We start from the raw sequence: 19,453 nt of genomic DNA on the forward strand, positions 1-19,453 counted from the left end.
AGCACTATTTTTACATTTTGGCAAAAATAAGGCATATAACTCTTTCAGCTGAGCAATGTATGAGGCGAGTAAAATGATGTTTGAAAGCTTTGAGCTTGGAAGATATTTAATGCATATGGGAGATGAATGGGGGTGGCACGACATGATGGGATTTGGTTACTTTGGAATCTTTGGAGCAATATTCATGCTCCTATTCTGGGTTTTGATAATCGTTGGAGTATTTGTATTGATTAAGTGGCTCTTGGAGCAAGGAGGTTCAAAAACTACACCAAAGAAGAGGGCACTTGAAATACTTGATGAAAAGTACGCAAGAGGAGAGATCGATGACGAAGAATATGAGAGAAGAAAGAGGAAGCTCTTAGAGAGTTAATAAAGCCTATCTCTCTTTGTTTGGTTATGTTTTCCTCTTAAATTCATTTTGTTGCAATGATAAGCCTCACAATATCAAAGAAGAGATTTTCAACTTTCTCTATCTTAAAACCAGCCTTTTCAATATTCTTCTGCGTTTCCCTCACCATTGAAGTTCCTACTAATGCTTTTGTTATTGGATCCATTAAGTAGAGCGGGATATTCAAAAGCTTTGATTCGCTTTTCATGTGCTCCAAAAATATCGCTTTTCCTCCAGGCTTTAAGACCCTATAAACTTCCTTTAACCCTTTGATAGGATCAGGCACTGTACAAAACACAAAAGTGCTTACGATAGTGTCAAACATTTCATCTTCAAACTCCAAGTTTTGAACGTCCATGAGCATTAGCTTAACGTTCTCCAGACCAAGTTCTTTTCTCCTTCTCTCTGCCTTCTCAAGCATTCCTTTGCTGAAGTCTATCCCAATAACTTCAACATCTTTTGGGTAGTATGGCAAATTTTTGCCTAACGAAACTGTTCTTTATTTTGTGAGGATTCGTGAATCTTCAGGATGTTTAGTCCCCACCAACCAATAACAAATGCAGACGTAGAGTGAACGTCCAAACCCAATCCTACAGACAACTCCTTGCCCAACTTGGAAGACCCCGATGGATTTACCAAGAACACTTCAAAACCCCTCTTCAACGCCATAATAACACCGTGCCCAAGTAGTTCCTTCTTTGCAAAATTAGACGCCTTCCTGTTCCCCTTCTTTGATTTGGAGGTTTTTCCGTTCCTCTGTTTAATCCGCTCCAAATCTTCGAAAAACACGACACCAACACCGTGATGACGGGCATAATCCAACAATCGAGCGAGTGTCTTCAATCGCAAATCCCTCGCATTTTTCTTCGGGAAACCGGGAGAATTAGCCCCTGGAAAGTGCCCAATCTTAACATCCCGAATAATCCCATTCCCGTCGAGAATAACCATATTCACCCTGTCCGAGTTCAAATCGAAACCAGCATACAGTTTACCCTTCGTGGTTCTCCCGAAGTGTCTCAAGAAAACCTCAAACGGCACTTGGATGTGGAGGTAAACTTTCCCGTTCCTCAGAATAACCTGAGCACCGAATTTGAGCTTTTGGGCATCAAGGATAACGGGTAAGAACCTCTTACTTGTTCTGAGTTTAAAGTTCAACCACTCACCGTTTGAACGTATCCTGACTTTTGAACCTTCGATTTTCACGTTCCTGTTCCCATCCTCGTTCTCCTTTGGTTTACTGATTAGAAACTTGGACTTGAGGTGAATATGTTTTGGGTTTCCACCGTTGTGTTTTACACCATTCACGAGCATCTTTGCATAGTCCCACGCACTATCAGAATACCACCAGTTATTGAGAATTAGTCTTGAGATTTCCTTCACTCCTTTGCTCTTTTTAACGCCCTTGAGCTGGAGTCGTGTTGATAGTTCTACTCCTCTCTTGAATTTCTCGCAGAGGAGAGCGAGTTTAAGGTAGTCTTCTGTCGTTTCTGGTTCAAGACGGGTCTTTATCGTGATGTAGTTCACTTCTGCCCTCCTGATTTTTCGTGCTCCTGCAACCATAGTTCTATCGCCTCTGTTATGGCTTTTCCGAGTGCCCCCTTTCTCGCCCCGTAAATTTCGAGGATTTTCTTTCGAAATTCAACCTCAACCTCATCGGGTATTTTCACGGTTATGACTCCCATTGTATTCACCAAAATACTTAAATACGTGTGTTCTTAAATATGTTTTGGTTGTGATGCCTGCCCGATGAAGTCGGTGAGCGAGGCGAGGTGGAGGGCTGGCTGAACTCGGCGAGTGTTCGGGCGACCCGTTCCGCCGTAGAAGACGTTTGAAAGAAGGAGAGTGGGCAGGACGGTCTAAGTCCGGGCACTCGCCGTGTCTTGGGGAATGAATCTTCACGTGAGCGTTTGTGACCTCACGTGAAGAAGACCCCTGTTCCAACACCCACTTCAAGAACTTTGCCTTTAGCTAAGCTTAAAGCTTTCTTTCTGTATTTTGAGAAAGCTCTCCTTTCCATTAAACTCTCAAAGGAATCATAAATCTTCGAAAACTTATCATACTTTTTGGCAATCTCAGCCATTTCTACCACAATTTATGATTGTGTAAACTTTGAATTAACTTTATCCTTCCATCTTGTGAAATCTTGTCAGTTGCAGTTTACACATTGAAAATGATAAGCCTATTATCCTTTGCTCCATAGTGGCTTATAGAAACAACAAAAAGGTGATGTAAAATGGAGTGGAAATCAATACTAGTTGGGTTCATACTAGGAGCGCTCATAGCAATTCCTATCGGTTTGGCTCATTCGGGGGCTGACTTTGACGATGAGAAAGTTTTCAGAGGCCCAACGTGGGGCTGGGGAATGCATGGTGGAATGATGGGCTATGGAATGATGTATGAACAGCACGAAGAAATGGAGAAGTTTATGGAAAGCGGGAACTTCACGGAGATGCATGAAGAAATGGAAGAAGAGATGGAGCCAATAATGGAAAAGTACATGGGCGAGGGCTGGAAGGAAATGCATGAATTCTGCGAAAGAGCAATGGGCATTGAAGAAGATGAAGAGTGAGCTAATCTCGCTCTAAATCATTTCTTTTTTGCTAATGTTCATGGTGTTCATGAGCATGAATCTCGTGTTCTTTTAGCTTGAACTTCTCTATGTTTTCTCTTGTTCTCTTGAATTCTCTCAAACAGGTAGGACAGCAGAAGAAGTAAACTCTGTTGTGATACTTATAGACTATCGGCTCTCCGACAATCTCTTTTCCACAATAGTCGCACTTGAACGGCACCTTGATCTTTGGAGGGTGTTCTTTCTCGATGCTCTCTAGGATGGGCATTATTTCTAGCACTTCAAAACCAGCCCCCTCTATGACGTTCCTCAGCCCCTCCATGTCCTCGACAGCTACTTTTATGAGGTACTTCTTGCTCGTAAAGCGGTTAATCTCGATGATCTCCTTGAACTCCTCTAACTTCTCAGGCTCGTCTGTTTTGATTATCAGGGCAACAACGTTGTGAGCCCTCTGGAGTTCAGGGTTAAGTTTGATTGTATAGCGCTGAATAACCCCCTCTTTCTCAAGACGTTCCAGTCTAGCTTTCACTGTTGGTCTGCTAACGCCTAGTCTCTCTGCAAGCTCAGAGATGCTCAATCTGGAGTTGTCCATAAGAAGGTATATCAACTTCAAATCAAGTTCATCCAACTTTATCATGATAAACACCAGCAGTTATTTGTTTTCAAAATATAAAAGTTCTTCGGTTAGGGTTTACATTTTGACAAAAATAATGTCCTTAAGACCTGCTGTTGAGTAAATACCGGGTGATGGCTGTGAGGCTCACACTCAAGGTTAATGGAATGACATGTGCAATGTGTGTTAAAACTATAGAAACGGCTCTAAAAGAGCTTGATGGCGTTAAAGACGCTAGAGCAAATTTAAACTCTGAAAGTGTTTACGTGAACTTTGATGAGTCAAAGGTTAGCTTAAATCAAATTATAAAAACGATTGAAGAGCTCGGTTATACGGTTGTAAGGGAAAAGAGGAATGCAATAATCAAAATCGGCGGAATGACCTGTGCAATGTGCGTCAAAACCATTGAAGTAGCTCTTAAAGAGCTCCCTGGAGTTTTAGATGCCCAAGTCAATTTGGCAACTGAGAAGGCCAAGGTAAGCTATGATCCAAGTTTAGTAAGCATGGAAGACATTAAGAGAGCAATTGAAGAAGTTGGCTACCAATTTTTGGGAGTTGAAGGTGAGGAAAGCTATGACGTAGAAAAAGAGGTTCGAGAGAAGCACATAAGGGAAATGAAGAAAAAACTTGCAGTTGCTTGGGGAATAGGAATACCTCTCTTCGCCTCAGCGCAGCTTCACAGGTTTGGAATTGAAATTCCCAACTTAATTTACATTCAATTCCTGCTGGCAACTCTGGCAATAATCTACGCTGGAAGGGATATCTTTGGAAAGGCTCTCAATTCATTGAAGCACAAAAGCTTAAACATGGAAGTCATGTACTCCATGGGAATTGGTTCTGCTTATTTTGCAAGCGTGTTAGCTACAATAGGAATTATTCCGAGGGAGTTCAACTTTTATGAGGCAAGCGTTTTGCTAATGGCCTTCCTCTTGCTTGGACGCTACTTGGAGACCTTGGCCAAAGGAAGAACGAGTGAGGCAATTAAAAAGCTCATGGGGCTTCAAGCTAAAAAGGCGACCGTAATTAGGGATGGAAAAGAGATTGAAGTTCCAATAAGCGAAGTTAAAGTCGGCGATATTGTCATAGTCAAACCTGGAGAGAGGATTCCGGTCGATGGAATTGTAATTGAGGGAGAAAGCTACGTTGACGAATCGATGATCACCGGAGAACCAATTCCAAATTTAAAGAAGAAGGGCGACGAGGTTATCGGCGGAACGATTAACAAGAACTCCGTGCTTAAAATCGAGGCAAAGAGGGTCGGAAGAGACACCGTTCTGGCACAAATAATTAGGCTCGTTGAGGAGGCACAAAATACAAGACCACCGATTCAGAGATTAGCGGACAAAGTCGTTACATACTTCATTCCAACCGTTTTAACAATAGCACTAATCTCCTTTGGATACTGGTACTTCATAGCCCAACAACCCCTGCTCTTCGCCTTCACAACACTGCTCAGCGTTTTGGTGATTGCCTGCCCATGTGCCTTTGGCTTGGCAACTCCAACAGCTTTAACAGTTGGAATGGGTAAAGGCGCTGAAATGGGAATTTTAATCAAGAATGGTGAAGTACTGGAAATAGCGAGGAAAGCCACAATAGTCCTCTTCGATAAGACGGGGACGCTAACAAAAGGGACGCCTGAAGTTACGGATGTAGTGACTTTTGGCGTGGATGAGAAAGAGCTTTTGAGCTTAGTAGCTTCAGCTGAAAAGCGCTCAGAGCATCCACTAGGAGAAGCCATAGTTAGGAAAGCTCAAGAGCTCGGATTGGAGGTTAAAGAGCCCCAAAGCTTTGAGGCAATAACTGGTAAGGGAGTAAAAGCCGTAGTGGATGGAAAAGAAATCTTGGCAGGAAATAGAAAGCTGTTCAAAGAGAATGGTTACTCAATAGAAGGAGAGGTTGAAAAAGCCCTCCTAAAGCTTGAAGATGAAGCTAAAACAGCCATAATAGTGGCAATTGACGGGAAAATAGTGGGAGTTATTGGAATAGCGGACACAATCAAAGAAGGTGCGAGCGAAGCGATAGAAGAGCTTCACAAAATGGGCAAGAAAGTTGGAATGATTACCGGCGACAATAGAAGAACTGCAGAAGCGATAGCTAAACAGCTTAACATAGATTACGTTTTAGCAGAAGTTTTGCCCCAGGATAAAGCAAACGAAGTGAAGAAGCTTCAGGAGAAGGGAGAAGTTGTCATTTTTGTTGGAGATGGTATAAACGACGCTCCCGCTTTGGCTCAAGCTGACATAGGCATAGCAGTAAGCTCTGGAACCGACATAGCAATGGAGAGCGGAGACATCGTCTTGATTAAAAACGACTTAAGAGATGTGGTTAGAGCAATAAAGCTCAGCCAAAAGACGCTCTCAAAGATTAAGCAGAACATCTTCTGGGCGATGTTCTACAACACAATATTAATCCCCTTCGCCGCTGGATTAGCTTATGTTCTCTTTGGAATCACCTTCAGACCAGAATGGGCTGCTGGAGCTATGTCATTGAGCAGCGTAAGTGTCGTTACAAACTCCTTGCTTTTGAAAAAAGCTAAGATTTGAGGTGGTTAAGATGATTAAGGAGTTTGATGGAGACTTTGGAAAAATTGAGAGGGCTAAATATGCCCTTCTTTGGTTTTCTTCTCCTGGCTGTCCACCATGCAAGATGATTGAGCCCTTCATGCACGAGCTGAGCGAGGAGTATAGAAATGTGGAGTTCTGGGAGGTCGATGTGGGAAAACATCTCTGGCTTGCGGAGCACTTTGGTGTTATGAATGTGCCTACATTGATTTATCTCAAGGAGGGGAAGGAAATCGCGAGGCAGAATCTGGTAAGGAGGAGAGAAGAAGTTGAGGAGATGCTAAGGAAATTATTATGAAGGCTTTGCATCACATCTAGATTGGTGCTGGAATATCTTCACAGATATTAATCGTTAAATCCCAAACAGTGCTTTATTGTTTGATAAAAACATTTTTAGGGTTTACATATCATCTTCGGAAGTTTCCATTCTATTTTTATTCAATTAAAGGCTAACATTTGCTTTTATGGTGAGGTTTATGGTTATGCTTGCATAATACATAGCAATACTGCTAGCCTCATACAACCGAAAACTTTTTAAAGAAAATCTTCATTAGTATGCAGTGCAATGCTCAGATGTATGAAGAAAAAGTTTCATGATCATCGTTTTAATGAACTGGTTTGGCTGGCTTGTTTTGGGGTTTATCTCCCTGAGCGGCTTCCTGTACCTCAGCTGGGCCTTCCGCTGCTACCGCGTTGACGAGGACGACTTCCGCGAGGCCCTGAGGCTCGACTTGGACGATTTCTGATTTTTCTTTTATTTTTAGCCACTAGTAACAATTTCAAGATTAGCAGAGAATCTACAATAAAACCAGAACACTCAACATTTAACGAAACCCCTAAACTCAAAATTTAATTCTAAATCCTCTTACTAAAATTTTCTCCAATAACTACCTGGAAATTATTTTTTCATTCAGGCTGGAAGTTCTGTACAACAATATTCACTCTGTATTCTCAAAAGGCTGAAATAAAGGCTGATTTTTGCAGTTTTAAACTTTTAATGCCTTATTTTGGATAATAAACAATTTTCAACGGAACTTAAATTATGGGGATGCTAAAAGAGAGCAACGGTTAATTGGAGATATTTCAAATTCACATTATGAATTTATCTCATACTGTTCTGCTCTTCTCTTGAATGAAGCCGTTTTAACTTCATAATTTGTGGAAGTAAAATTGGGGAATCTATTAGACTTTCTCTACCAGTTTTTTAAGTGTTGAGGTTTGGTTTATCCCCATTAATGTACAACTATCTGGATAGCGTTCTATTTGTGGAATTAAGATAGACAGACAAACATTTTTAACTTCCTACTTTTGAAATACTTTAAATTTTCCAGGCATTTTTAGTCCGAAAGTTTTAAATACCGGTTTTAGAATAGTCCCGATTGATAAATGGAGGGCTTCAAGATATGGTTTAAGAAGGACTTAGTAGTATGGAAACCTACAGTTCTGTTCAAAACGGCTTCAAGTTGGGCTTTGACTTCCTTGACAGTTTAAGAAGGACTTAGTAGTATGGAAATGAGGTACAGGTGCAGATCCAAATATTGGGTATGAAGCTGCTAAGTTTAAGAAGGACTTAGTAGTATGGAAATGCCCCGTCTTGATTGCGATGTATGGGTAGAACCTCAAGAGTTTAAGAAGAACTTAGTAGTATGGAAACCACTCCTCCTGCAGTATCGCATAGACCTTCTTCTTTCCGTCGTTTAAGAAGGACTTAGTAGTATGGAAACTAATAATTAACCCCCCAACCATCTACTGGCGGAATTTCCGTTTAAGAAGAACTTAGTAGTATGGAAACTGGTCTCCTGCATCGACGAGGTAGTAGTCAAAGTCCTTCAAAGAGTTTAAGAAGAACTTAGTAGTATGGAAACCTTCTTGTAAATTCAATTATTGCTTCTGCGACGACTTTGGGATTCCTGAGTTTAAGAAGGACTTAGTAGTATGGAAACTACATGTTTAGTTGTAGTAGGCTTGAGCCTATGTACTCGATAAACGTTTAAGAAGGACTTAGTAGTATGGAAACTTTGGGACGGGCTGTTCAAAATCAATCCAACCGTTGCTTTTCTTGTTTAAGAAGGACTTAGTAGTATGGAAAGTTCCTTTCTGGGAGGAAATCTCTTATTGTTGTCTCTTGTTCTACTTCTTCTTGAGTTTAAGAAGGACTTAGTAATATGGAAATCTTGACCTTGTCCATTATCTCTGGAACTCTCTTAACGCTGACAAGTTTAAGAAGGACTTAGTGGTGTTCTACCCTGTTGAGGGGTGAAGTACATGCCCCATCCTCTCTTCATAACGCAACACGGTGAGCTGAGAAGGAAAGACAACACCCTGCACTTCGTTGGCGAAACATTGGAGAAGGCAATTCCCCTTGCCCAAGTCTCTGAAATCCACTGCGTTGCAAGGGTAACGTTGACCTCTGGAGCAATTGACTTGCTCTCCGTTGAAGGCATACCCGTTCACTTCTACACAGTTGAAGGACTCTACAAAGGCTCCTTCATCCCAAAAACTGGAGGTAATGGAAAGCTTAAGATTGCCCAAGTCCAGCACTATCTCGACGAGAAAAAGAGGCTCTACATAGCCCAACAAATAGTGCAGGGCATAAAGAACACAATGCTCAAATCCCTGAGAGGTCAGGACACTTCGAGGCTTACGGAGATAGCGGTGGGGGGAGCAACAATTGAAGAAATCCGCGGCATTGAAGCCAAGCTCTGGAGGGAGTACTATCATCTATTCGCACAAACACTGAAGATGAAGTTCAGAAAACGAACAAGAAAGCCACCAAAAGATGAAGTCAATGCCCTAATAAGCTATGGGAACTCGATCCTCTATGGTTTAACCCTCTCTGCAATAATTAGGGCAAAACTCGATCCAGACATAAGCTTTCTCCACGAGCCAATGCAGAACCGCTTTTCGCTTAGCTTGGATTTGAGTGAGCCGTTTAAGCCCCTGATAGTCATGAGTGCAGTAAAATACGCAATCAACAAGGGCATGATCAGAAAACATCACTTCAGAAAACCAAGAAAGAAGAATGCAGTCTATTTAAGTGCAGAGGGAAGAAGAAAATTTATCCAAGCCCTCAACATGGTTCTCTCAAGAACTGTCTATTATCCAAGGGCAAAAAGAAATGTATCCTACCGCTTGATGATGGATTACGAGGCAAAACGCCTGGCAAACCATTTGCTCGGCAGAAGAAAATACAAGGCATTCAAACCATGGTGGTAACATGTACTACATAATTGTTTATGACGTGAACGAAGAAAGAGTTGCAAAGGTTCATAAAATCCTCAAACGCTATCTTTACTGGAGGCAAAGAAGCGTCTTTGAAGGCGAGCTGACTGATTCTCAGCTTCATGAACTTTTAAAAAGGCTCTCAAAGGTCATTGACGAGAGCGAGGATTCAATTCTAATTTATGCCGTTAAAGATAGAAAACTCATCAGCTTTTCTTATCTGGGAGTAGCCTTTCATGAGGATGATGCAGTAATTTAGCATGGAATTAAATGAAAAGAGATATGAGGGAGTATGCCTTGTAGAGTGTTAATCCAATCCAGAAGCCTGCTATCACTCCATTGACCAGGAAGTACCTTGGAGTGAACCACCAGCCCCAGGTTTCTGCGTTTCCAACCTTCTTGACCTTCCAGTAGCCCACGACAGCCATCAACACAGCCGTGAGAATCCCAACCACCACTTCGTTCACCTGAAGCACTCTGATGGCAGATAAAAGGAGGACTGCACTCATTACAACCGAAATCACGGAGGAGCCCCAGAAGAGCTCTTCTGGAGCAACTGAACTGGCATTGTGAATGTGGAGCTTTCCAAATGCCCTGAGAATGACAAGGCTTGCAACTAGGACAATTAAGGACACCCAGCCGGCAATCCATTCGCCATAAACCATGCAAACAACTGCCCCAACATAGGTTGCCAAGCCAATGCTGATCAAAAGCGAGAGGATGAACGCCTCAGAGACTATTATGGAGAGGAATATTATTCCAATCATAACCCATCCAGCGAGGTCTGGATTCGGCGGGCTGTGGTGATATGCATAAACCAGAAACTCAGGGAGCTTGGCATTTGCGAGGAGGGCAAACACTGGGGCCGCTACAACGAACATTGCTGGTCCGACTGGCCACCCCATGGCTTCCCTGCGGTAATAAATCAAATTTCCGACAACATTTTGGGCGGCGTATGGAATGAAGGCGAAGGGTCCAAAGAGGGCAAAGTAAAGCGAGATTATGTAAATGTCCCCCTCAGCCATTTCTTCAACTATTGCGTGCTCTGTAAAGCCGAGCATCAAGCCGATGAGCGTCCATATTGGAACAATTGCATGGGGTTCAAGGTAGGAGTTTATGAATGCTATTGGGATTGAGGCTAGGAATGCCCAGTATGCTATCTTTTCCCTGTTGAACAGGGTTGCTATTCCGAAGATTATGAAGAGGGGGAAGACGAGGTAAGCGTAACCAAAGTAGTCCAGGTAGAATGCTATTATGCCAAAGACTCCGGCCTGTGCGAGCTTTACTGGAATTATCATTGCGGCATAGTCTGTCAGGGCGAAGATGAAGAGAATCCCAGCAACTATCAGGAGGGCTTCATTCTGTATGTTCATTCCATACCAGAGTGAGAACAGGGACGCCAGGACAAGCAGAAAGCCGAGCATCTTAATCCCCCAATGAAGTACCTACCCAGTTATTTTGGCATTACTAGGGATTCATAAAATTTTCTCCTTGAAGCCAGAATTAATGTTTTTCTTAAACAATCCAAGATGTTCACACTACTGGGTTCTCCATTAAACACAGACAGCATTATTTGAGGGTACGAAGTCCCCATCGGCGCTGAGCTCTTTCCATACTACTAAGTCCTTCTTAAACAAATTAAAAAAATGGAGAAAGACGCAAGTATAGAATTTACATTGCATTTCCATACTACTAAGTCCTTCTTAAACGAGAGGGTTCTTCATTTAAGCAACGCTCGGAAACGATTTCGTCTTAGGACAAATTTCCATACTACTAAGTCCTTCTTAAACTTTTATGGATACATAAACAAAGAAACACAAAAGGCAGTCATGTTATTTCCATACTACTAAGTCCTTCTTAAACATCATGGGATCCAAGTAGAGATCAAGATGGGGGATGTTACTGGTTCATTTCCATACTACTAAGTTCTTCTTAAACACAGATTAAAGTGACGCCATTGGGTATGAAGGTGGTAGAGGTTTTGGAGGTTTCCATACTACTAAGTTCTTCTTAAACACGAGACTAGTGCGGCTTTCGATTTTTGCCCCGTTATGGGGTGTGTTTCCATACTACTAAGTTCTTCTTAAACACCAGGATGGCGGGTGCTACTGGTTTGCTCAAGAATTCCTCAAGGTTTCCATACTACTAAGTTCTTCTTAAACAAATCAAACACTCGGAGCAAAACTCCCGTCCTTGAACCTCCACCCCTTGTTTCCATACTACTAAGTTCTTCTTAAACTCAAGAACATACCAAAGATGAGATTCAAGCACTGAACCAAATACCACGCATTTTCCATACTACTAAGTTCTTCTTAAACCTAGTAATCACAAGGGATGCCAGCAACCTTATTATTAGAGCAGAAGTTTTCCATACTACTAAGTTCTTCTTAAACAGACAGAGGAAGGCGAGCTTGTCGGGCTCAGGTTTCCATATGCTTTCCATACTACTAAGTTCTTCTTAAACAAGTCATAGCAAATAACGGTGATGTTCTATGAGAGTAAGTAAAACTTTCCATACTACTAAGTTCTTCTTAAACTCCTGTGGAGAGTTAAGAAGTGCCCTCAGGAAATATGATTCTGGAGTTCTTTCCATACTACTAAGTTCTTCTTAAACATGGTCTGTATGCACTCATGTCTGCCACCATATCAATGTGGTCCTTTCCATACTACTAAGTTCTTCTTAAACATAGTTAAACCCTGGAGCAATTTGCCCCATTACATAATCCGTCCTTTCCATACTACTAAGTTCTTCTTAAACCATATCTTGGAACTCCCCATTTATCAATCGGGACTACTCTGAAACCTGTATTTAAAACTTTCGAAAGGGAATAGCTTGAAACTTATTGGACTATAGTGAACAAGGATAATAAAAATCCGCTGAATTGTCTAAAATTTCTTAAAATTAACTCGATACCTTTAGCATCCAGCAGAATAAGGAAAGCTAATGCTTGAAAATTAAAAGCACGGTGAAGAAATCCCTGTTTAAATATTCCCAAAATTCCTACCAAATTTAAAGCATCACAAGCCTTTGTTTTCCAAAATGCCAAAAAACCATTGAGAACATACCCAAGGGAGAACCAACTTCAGCTTATTTTCATTTTTAGGTGGTTAAATTTACCTCCACACTCAAAAGCCCTAAAATCCGTGATTTACTAAAAATACAGTTAAAAACAGCTCTAACACCTGAAAGCACTCCTAAAAAACCTTAAACCGTAACTCACATGAACACTTCTGAGCACAGCTTCTGTCGAAAATGAAAATTCCTTATTATGCCGAAAACAATAAAATAGTGGCATTTAAAATCCACAATAAACAAAAAGAAAACAGACACTAGGCTTTTACTGCTCTGAGGACTTCGATTGCTTTTTTCGTCTCTTCTCTGAGCGAGACCTTAACCTTATCCCACTCCCAGGGGTTCTTGCCCCTCCAGACCGCTTTGATCTCCCCAATTCCAGAAACGCTTATCTTTCCAAAGACAACTGCTGAAGCAAAGATGAAGTCCCTGACATTCTCCCACCTTACATGCTTCCTGATTTCCCCAAAGCCAACATAGACAGGCTCAATCTCCCTGACGTGCCTTAAGTTAGCGAAGAAGTTCTTGTCCGAGGTGAAGACTATTAATTCCCCCTCGTTCTTCCTTAAAAACTCCACAAAGCTCTCCAAGATAACATCATCGCCCCTCCCCTCCCTCGTCGGCTCGATAAGTATGGCGTTCCTCTCGTTGAGGAGCTTGAGCTGCAATTGCCCGAGCTTGAAAAGCCTGTCCTTCGGCGAGGGCTGGTTCCAGTAGTCAGCATCAGGAACGTATTCATCAAAAAATCTTCCATCTCTAAGAATCTTGGCCTTTTCCTTTGTAAGCTCTACCTCAACGATTCTTGATATCGCTAAGTTTAGTGAATAGACCTTATCCCTCTGCCTGTCGAGGAACTCAAGGAACCTCTGCGGGATGCCAAAGATAAGTGAATTGGTATCAAAGGTAATGTACTGCGTTTCCTTCTCCTTGATTTTACTCAAAAGCCATTTGTAAAGCTCTTCCTCACTCATCCAGCTTTCACCGTCAAGTGTTGCCTTGAGCTCTCTAATCCCAGAGGTATTCAGAACGCTGTTGAACAGTCCAAAATCACCAACATAACTTGGCAGATTTAGGTTTTTGACCGGCGAAACAGTTGCAACGTTTTCATTTTCCCTGAGTGAGATGAATGCGATAGTTTCCCCCGCGGCTTTTATGTTAAAGCTCTCCCTCCCAAGCAGGAATTCCTGATTGATCACTGCCATCAGCTCTTCTCTTGTCACCTTAACTTCTTCTTTTTCCCCTTCCATCTTTAAGGGCTCTTTCATTCTCTCTTTTCTGCTCAACTCGCTTTTCATTTCTAATAATTCCTGGATTGAGAAGGGGATTAGGTAGAGGGGCAGGTTCATGTAGCTCAAGTCCTTCAGGTGGAGGTAGTAAACCCTGTCAGCCTTAAACTTTTTGTCAGCACCTTTAATTCCGAGATACATGGAGATAGCACTCATGAACTTTCTCCCTGGCGTCATGTCAATTGCGACCTTATTGCCCTCAAGCTTTTCCTTCTTTATTATCTTCGCCAGCGTCTCTGTGAATGTTCTGAAGTTCTCTTCATCAACCTTGTGAGTGTCGTCAATAGCTATCGTCCTCCCGTAAGCTTTTGCAAGGGCTTCAATGTAAGTCTTAACTTTTTGCATGTTGTCTTGCACCTTATCGTTCCACAGGAGGTATACCTTGTCGGGATAGTATGAGTCTCCAACGATTGCCATCCAGAGGGAGTTGAATACAGCAAAGGGGGACGTTCCAACGGTTGTGATCCACACCCTCATGAAAGCACCTCCTTAAGCATCTCTAAAAACTCCCTCGCTTTTCTTTCGATTTTATTCGGGTCTGGATTTTCTTTCTTCATTCCAGCGTGAGCTATCGTATTCCTGATTTCCTGAACTTTGAGCCAAACTTTTGCAAGTTTGGTCATCTTTTCATCTCTTTCAAGCTTTTCAGCCCATTCTGTTTTTTCAAATCCCTCTGATTTTCCAATAATATCAGCGGAGAACCAGCCTATTGTTCTCTCTGCTTTAATTCTAACTTCCCTTCTCAGCCAGTCCTTTTCACCAGCCAGGAAGATTACGGTATTTACTATCCACTCCCTCATGAGTTCAAGAGCATTTGCCGTCATACCCTTTTCAAGCAGGTATTCGATGATTTTTAGCTGCTTTTCCAGGCATTCCTTGCCGAATTCATTGCATCCAAATTCAGTTAAGCGCTTAATCTCATTGAGCGTGTACCTTATCGGTGGAAGGAATTCAATCGCCTCAGCTTTGAACTCTTCATAACCGTTCTTGGCTTCTGCCGAGAGCTTCATAAATGTAGGAATTTGGTTTAGCTGTAGGTTCTTTAGGAGGAGAAGGATTAGGTTAGCATAGCCCGACAAAGTTTTTGGCTTCTTTTGGGTGTTGGTTTTGTAGAACCTTGCGTTCATGTTTCTGATTGAGGTGTAAATGCCTTCTCCCCTTCCGTATTTTCTCAGGTCTCTTACCCCATAGAGCCAGTCTGCCAAGTCGAGGAGTCCGCTGAGGTCAAAGATTGGCGCACCTTTTTCAGTCTTTGCTTCAAAGGCTCCGTAGTAGATTCCCCTAATCTTAACGTTTTTGACTTCTTGGAGGTAGAGCATGACGAGGAAGGACATGAAGGGTATGTGCCTGAAGGCGTGGGTTATGTCGAGTATTATTTCATCACCGTAATCAACGCTGTCAACGATTCTCTCAAACAAGTCCCAGATGTCATCTTGGGTCTTGGGAGTCTCTATGTGCACAAAGTGAACGTTTTTTAACCTTTTCTTCAGATTTTCTCCGTGCTTTTGATAAGCTTCCTTTGTTGCGAAAATTATGACCTCAGATGGATGGAATATCTTTGTGAGTGCTTCCTGAATGTATTCTGTCCTTACAGCCTTGTCGCCATAGAGATATGTGGTTTCTTTGTAGTCACCAAATCCAATAAAACTCAGCAGCTTCATAAACACCACCAGATGTTGTAATTTGCTGTTTGGGATTTAAAAGTTTTAGTAGGGGGCTCTAAAAATTTTAAACCAAGATTGAAATATCAGCACGAATTTACTAGAAAATTTTTAATCTTGAAATTTTTCATGATAGTATTTGGTGGTTTTCGATGGTGGAGGTTTATGATGTGGATGTTGAAAAAGCTAAGGCCGCTGTTAAAAAGATTCAGGACTATGGCTTAATTGGGGCTGAAGTTGAGAACAGGGCTTCCCTCATAGATGACACCCTAAATACACTTGAGGAGAGGCTTGACTACATAATTGACAAGCTCGATGATAACGAGCCGACAGAAGCAAAGCTTGTAGTTAAAGACGATAGTGGGATTCTAATCATTAAAATTGAGGACATAATCTCAATCCGCCTGACCGTAAGAGACTATGAAAAGCTTATGAAAGACCTCTTGCAGTAGTATCAGAATTACACTCCTCTCATTTGGATTTTTTATCCGTAATGCTTTTAAATTTTGCTGGCTGGAAATATCATTGTTGAATAAGAAATTTCAACAGTGGTCAATATGAGGTTAAAGCTTGATTTTGTTCCTCTTGAAGATTTTCCGTACAATGATGTTAATAAGCATACAATTCAGGGGTTCATTTACAGCACCTTAATGAGGACAGAGTTTGGAGACATGCATGATGTGCCGAGGTTTAAATTCTTCACGTTCTCAGACATCTTCCCTCCAACGAACTTCAAAAAAGGTGAGGCAAAAAGCTTGATAATCTCATCACCAAACGAAAAGTTCATCGAAGCACTGTACTCACGGCTCAAGGATAGGGAGAGGATTTATCTTGGAAAGCACGAGTTCTACTTAAAATCAGTCAAAAAGTTTAGCTTAAAGGTAAAGCGCCGCTTTATCACCGGCTCACCAATAGTTCTCTACAAGGACAACAAGAAAAACGAGTACTTCAAATTCTATGTTCACCACAACATAAACTTCTTCCTACAACGCTTGGAGGAGAATGCGGTTAAGAAGTACCATGCATACTACGGTGAAGAACCACTTATCGAGGGCAATCTTTTTGATAAAATGATTCCAAGAATTAGGAACGGGAAAGTGGACATTTATGTCAGAATAGTCAAGATGGGTGTCCCCTTTACCATTGTCGGCTCTTCTTGGAAATTGCTCGAAAAGCACTGCATAACTAAGGAGGAGAGAAAGTTCTACCAGTTCATCATGGACTGTGGCCTGGGCGAAAAGAACAGTCTGGGGTTTGGATTTTTAAATCCACTAAAGTAGGGGGGTGTGTTGGTGAACAAGGAGGGTGTCGCCCTTATTGGGCTCCTCTACAATCTTGAGAACGTTATTCCTGATTATCCAGAAGAAATCCGGAAAATCTGGAGCGAACTCAGCGAAGATAATGAATTCCCGAGAGTCCTTGAAATAGCCAAGGAAGCTTGGGAAATTGCCTCTGCTTCAAAGCCCAAAGCACCAAACAAAAGGCTTAGGTGCATTTTCTCAGATGTAAGCATAGATGAAAAGGAAAAGCCGATTCCCAAGTATTATCAGATACGAAAGCTGGAGTTTGATAAATTCCCTGTCCTCAGTGAAAATGAGGAGATTTCTCCGGGAGAGATAGATAGCCTTCTCAAGGATCTGAAGGAGGAATTTAAAAAAGTCAAGTCCAGCTTCAACAGCATTCTAACGCTTTTCGAGAAGTACTTCACTTTCTTCCCAGCAAGTGAGGATGTTTCGCTTTACGACCAGATGAAGCTGACAAGTGCAATAACCCTTGCAATCTACAACAGGAGAAAGGAGACGTGGCGTGATGGTGGGGAGTTCCTTCTCATTGGAGCGGACTTCTCTGGAATCCAAGACTTCATCTACACGATAAACATGAGGGGAGCACTCAAGCACCTGAGGGCCAGGTCCACCTATCTCGACTTGATAAGCTGGGACATTGTCATGGAAATCCTCGAAGAGCTCAACCTTACGAGGGCAAATTTGATTTACAACGGTGGAGGTAGCTTTACAATAATAGCCCAGAACACGGAGGAGGCAGTTGAAAAGCTTGAAAAAATCAGGAATGAGGTAGTTAAGTGGCTCTATGACGAGTTCAACGGAAAGCTCTACATTGCAATTGACTGGATTGAAGCTACAAGAAGCGAGCTGAAGGAGTTCAAGAAAGGCAGCATTTCCCTGTGGACGGCCTTGAAAGACAGAGTCAATGAGCGGAAGGTCAGAAAGTTTGAAGAGATTATTGGGGATGACTTTTTCATAGATCGCAGTGGAGTTGCTAAGAGGCATGAATGCGACGTTTGCAGGAAGCAAATCAGTGAGGTTATTCCAAAAAGAGACCCGCAAACTGGCGAGGCAGAGCTCAATCTCTGCCACACCTGTGCCTTCCTCTTGGAATTGGGCAAGCATCTGCCGTATGTCACTGGATTCGCGAGAATTCCAAAGAGAAAGGAAGACAAATTAATAAGCGAGTGGAAAAAGAAGAAGCTGAAAATGCCGTTTTCAAGCTTTTACTTCATTAAAGACGATTCAGAAGCCTTTATTCTCTGGAGTTCAGGAGCAACTCTGCTGATGAGTGAAGAACCGTTCAGGATTAGAGAATTCGATGCAATCCCATACATTGTTGCAGATTATGCTAAGAAAGTGGAGGAAGAAGTTGAGGAGAACGGAAAGAAAGAGATAAAGAAGCATATCATAACTTTTGAAGGCTTGGCAGAGAACTCCCTCGGGGCAGAGAGAATCGGCGTTTTAAGGGCAGATGTTGACAACTTGGGCTTAATATTCGCAAGGGGGCTTAAGAATCCGGTTCCAGCGAGGGTTTCAATGCTTTCGAGGCTCATGGATTACTTCTTCAAGGGCTACCTGAATGAGATAATAAAGGGTAGCTTTGACGAGCTACTTCCTAAAGACATTCCAAGACTCTGCAAAGATAATGATGAAGCGAACATAGTTGTCGTTTACGCTGGTGGGGATGACCTTTTCATAGTTGGCTCCTGGGATGAAGTCTTCAACTTAGCTTTCAAGGTCAGGGAGCTCTTCAAGCTCTACACTGGTGGTAATCCAAGCGTGACTCTTTCAGCGGGATTGGGATTTTTTGATGAGAACTATCCGCTAGCTAGGATGGCCGAGACAACGAAAGATAGGCTTGAGACAGCCAAAGACGAAGGAAAGAACAGGATTTCGTTGCTCGAAAGGAGGAGGGTTGATAGAGGAAAGTTTCCAGAGCATGCTAAGAGGCACAAGATTTCCTATGGATGGGATGAATACAAAGGGCTTTGGGCAAAATACGTTCCAAGAGTGTATGATGGAAGGAAGCTGAAAGTCAGCAAATCGCTATTGTGGAAGATACTTCAAGCGCAGGAGCTCTACGTTATGAATCCAATGAGCATAAGCTGGAACTACATTCTAGCTTATTACTTAAGCAGGAACAATGCTGAAGAGCTGTTTAAAGAACTTTTGGTTCTAGACGTCTCTAAGGTGAAAAATTACGAACCTCAGGAGATTTATTTCGTTGATGGAATTTTGAAAGTTTTATTGTTTGCAGTTAGGGGGTGGAGAACATGACCTATCAAGTAGTAAGGGTAAGAAAGGGAAAATTAAGTTGGTTGTTTGAAGAAGATCCAATAGATATTGTAAAGATAAGGAACAATTTGAGGAATGCAAGACCAGAAGATTTTGAAGATAAATACCTGGAGGTTGTTGCATGGGCCAAAAAGAAAGACAAGAGCTTGGACCATGATCAAATATTCAGAAATGCCATAATATTAGCTGCTTACCTTAAAGTTAAAGGATTAAACACGAGCCAGTTAAGGAAATTTTTAGAGCTAGCAAATAGGGCAAATTTAAAATTCAGGAACAAACTCGACATAAAGGCGGACATACTTAAGATGCAATGTATTTTGGCTTACTCTACAAGGAATGATGGTAAAGACCTGCATGGACCAATAAATTCCCTTGTGGCAGTTCTTAGCCCACTTCTTCAAACCATAGGGGAGAAGAATTTTGAAAAATTTTATGAGTTTTTGCAAGCTGTTGTTGCATACCATAGATTCTTTGGGGGTAGAGAAAGATGAAGGAAGGG

Annotated in this window: 17 protein-coding genes, 2 pseudogenes and 2 CRISPR repeat arrays; of the genes and pseudogenes, 11 read left to right on the forward strand and 8 right to left on the reverse strand. The window is 41.9% G+C overall.

What is annotated here, in order from left to right:
* The first annotated feature begins 73 nt into the window (after window positions 1–73).
* A complete protein-coding gene (locus E3E24_RS09640) occupies window positions 74–370 on the forward strand; it encodes an SHOCT domain-containing protein (RefSeq protein WP_167887060.1) in 297 nt (98 codons plus the stop codon).
* A 43-nt stretch (window positions 371–413) separates the two neighbouring features.
* On the opposite strand, the pseudogene E3E24_RS09645 reads toward E3E24_RS09640, so the two are convergent.
* From E3E24_RS09645 to E3E24_RS09660, 4 genes and pseudogenes are all read right to left on the reverse strand, one after another.
* Window positions 414–881, reverse strand: a pseudogene (locus tag E3E24_RS09645) (class I SAM-dependent methyltransferase); the annotation flags it as partial.
* A complete protein-coding gene (locus tag E3E24_RS09650; RefSeq protein ID WP_167887059.1) occupies window positions 872–1,948 on the reverse strand; it encodes a transposase in 1,077 nt (358 codons plus the stop codon). The gene E3E24_RS09650 and the pseudogene E3E24_RS09645, both read right to left, overlap by 10 nt.
* The gene (locus E3E24_RS09655) at window positions 1,909–2,070 is read right to left on the reverse strand and encodes a hypothetical protein (protein WP_167887058.1); all 162 of its coding nucleotides are present in this window, start codon (window positions 2,068–2,070) and stop codon (window positions 1,909–1,911) included. Before E3E24_RS09655 ends, E3E24_RS09650 begins: the two co-directional genes overlap by 40 nt.
* 248 nt (window positions 2,071–2,318) lie before the next feature.
* A pseudogene (locus E3E24_RS09660) lies at window positions 2,319–2,468 on the reverse strand (methyltransferase type 11); the annotation flags it as partial.
* A gap of 153 nt (window positions 2,469–2,621) precedes the next feature.
* On the opposite strand from E3E24_RS09660, the gene E3E24_RS09665 reads away from it, so the two are divergent.
* On the forward strand, window positions 2,622–2,957 hold the full coding sequence (locus E3E24_RS09665; protein ID WP_167887057.1) for a hypothetical protein: 336 nt from the start codon (window positions 2,622–2,624) through the stop codon (window positions 2,955–2,957).
* Between the two features lie 31 nt (window positions 2,958–2,988).
* Here E3E24_RS09665 and E3E24_RS09670 read toward each other — a convergent pair whose 3' ends face one another.
* Window positions 2,989–3,594, reverse strand: a complete 606-nt coding sequence (locus E3E24_RS09670; RefSeq protein ID WP_167915938.1) for a TRASH domain-containing protein — start codon at window positions 3,592–3,594, stop codon at window positions 2,989–2,991.
* Window positions 3,595–3,710: 116 nt separating this feature from the next.
* On the opposite strand from E3E24_RS09670, the gene E3E24_RS09675 reads away from it, so the two are divergent.
* The 5 genes from E3E24_RS09675 (at window position 3,711) to cas2 (ending at window position 9,612) form a co-directional block, all read left to right on the forward strand.
* Complete coding sequence (locus E3E24_RS09675; protein WP_167915958.1) at window positions 3,711–6,113, forward strand: heavy metal translocating P-type ATPase; 2,403 nt, start codon at window positions 3,711–3,713, stop codon at window positions 6,111–6,113.
* A 10-nt stretch (window positions 6,114–6,123) separates the two neighbouring features.
* Complete coding sequence (locus E3E24_RS09680) at window positions 6,124–6,429, forward strand: thioredoxin family protein (RefSeq protein ID WP_167915939.1); 306 nt, start codon at window positions 6,124–6,126, stop codon at window positions 6,427–6,429.
* A gap of 295 nt (window positions 6,430–6,724) precedes the next feature.
* Window positions 6,725–6,877 carry a hypothetical protein gene (locus E3E24_RS09685; RefSeq protein WP_167915940.1) on the forward strand — a complete coding sequence of 51 codons (153 nt, stop codon included), beginning with the start codon at window positions 6,725–6,727 and terminating at the stop codon, window positions 6,875–6,877.
* 660 nt (window positions 6,878–7,537) lie between these two features.
* A CRISPR array of direct repeats spans window positions 7,538–8,376; the repeat unit is 28 nt; unit sequence GTTTAAGAAGGACTTAGTAGTATGGAAA.
* 20 nt (window positions 8,377–8,396) lie between these two features.
* Window positions 8,397–9,347, forward strand: a complete 951-nt coding sequence (cas1b, locus tag E3E24_RS09690; protein WP_167915941.1) for a type I-B CRISPR-associated endonuclease Cas1b — start codon at window positions 8,397–8,399, stop codon at window positions 9,345–9,347.
* A 1-nt stretch (window position 9,348) separates the two neighbouring features.
* Window positions 9,349–9,612, forward strand: a complete 264-nt coding sequence (gene cas2, locus E3E24_RS09695) for a CRISPR-associated endonuclease Cas2 (RefSeq protein ID WP_167915942.1) — start codon at window positions 9,349–9,351, stop codon at window positions 9,610–9,612.
* 7 nt (window positions 9,613–9,619) lie between these two features.
* On the opposite strand, the gene E3E24_RS09700 is transcribed toward cas2, so the two are convergent.
* The 3 genes from E3E24_RS09700 to csx2 form a co-directional block, all read right to left on the reverse strand.
* Entirely contained in the window at window positions 9,620–10,777 is a 1,158-nt protein-coding gene (locus E3E24_RS09700) for a hypothetical protein (protein ID WP_167915943.1), read from the reverse strand.
* Between the two features lie 183 nt (window positions 10,778–10,960).
* Window positions 10,961–12,111: a CRISPR direct-repeat array (repeat unit 28 nt; unit sequence TTTCCATACTACTAAGTTCTTCTTAAAC).
* Window positions 12,112–12,683: 572 nt separating this feature from the next.
* The gene (locus E3E24_RS09705; RefSeq protein ID WP_167915944.1) at window positions 12,684–14,189 is read right to left on the reverse strand and encodes a hypothetical protein; all 1,506 of its coding nucleotides are present in this window, start codon (window positions 14,187–14,189) and stop codon (window positions 12,684–12,686) included.
* Window positions 14,186–15,373: a TIGR02221 family CRISPR-associated protein gene (gene csx2 / locus E3E24_RS09710; protein ID WP_240912570.1), complete on the reverse strand. Its 1,188-nt coding sequence runs from the start codon at window positions 15,371–15,373 to the stop codon at window positions 14,186–14,188. The genes E3E24_RS09705 and csx2 overlap by 4 nt, the downstream gene beginning before the upstream one ends.
* A gap of 152 nt (window positions 15,374–15,525) precedes the next feature.
* Here csx2 and E3E24_RS09715 point away from each other — a divergent pair, with 152 nt between their 5' ends.
* From E3E24_RS09715 to csm2, 4 genes are all read left to right on the forward strand, one after another.
* Window positions 15,526–15,825: a hypothetical protein gene (locus E3E24_RS09715; protein ID WP_167915946.1), complete on the forward strand. Its 300-nt coding sequence runs from the start codon at window positions 15,526–15,528 to the stop codon at window positions 15,823–15,825.
* Between the two features lie 105 nt (window positions 15,826–15,930).
* Complete coding sequence (cas6, locus tag E3E24_RS09720; protein ID WP_167915947.1) at window positions 15,931–16,653, forward strand: CRISPR-associated endoribonuclease Cas6; 723 nt, start codon at window positions 15,931–15,933, stop codon at window positions 16,651–16,653.
* A gap of 12 nt (window positions 16,654–16,665) precedes the next feature.
* On the forward strand, window positions 16,666–18,936 hold the full coding sequence (gene cas10 / locus E3E24_RS09725) for a type III-A CRISPR-associated protein Cas10/Csm1 (protein WP_167915948.1): 2,271 nt from the start codon (window positions 16,666–16,668) through the stop codon (window positions 18,934–18,936).
* Window positions 18,933–19,445 (forward strand): type III-A CRISPR-associated protein Csm2, encoded by a 513-nt coding sequence (gene csm2, locus E3E24_RS09730; protein WP_167915949.1) that lies wholly within the window; start codon window positions 18,933–18,935, stop codon window positions 19,443–19,445. Before cas10 ends, csm2 begins: the two co-directional genes overlap by 4 nt.
* Window positions 19,446–19,453: the final 8 nt, after the last annotated feature.

It is taken from the genome of Thermococcus sp. LS2, from assembly GCF_012027375.1.
Classification (GTDB): domain Archaea; phylum Methanobacteriota_B; class Thermococci; order Thermococcales; family Thermococcaceae; genus Thermococcus_B.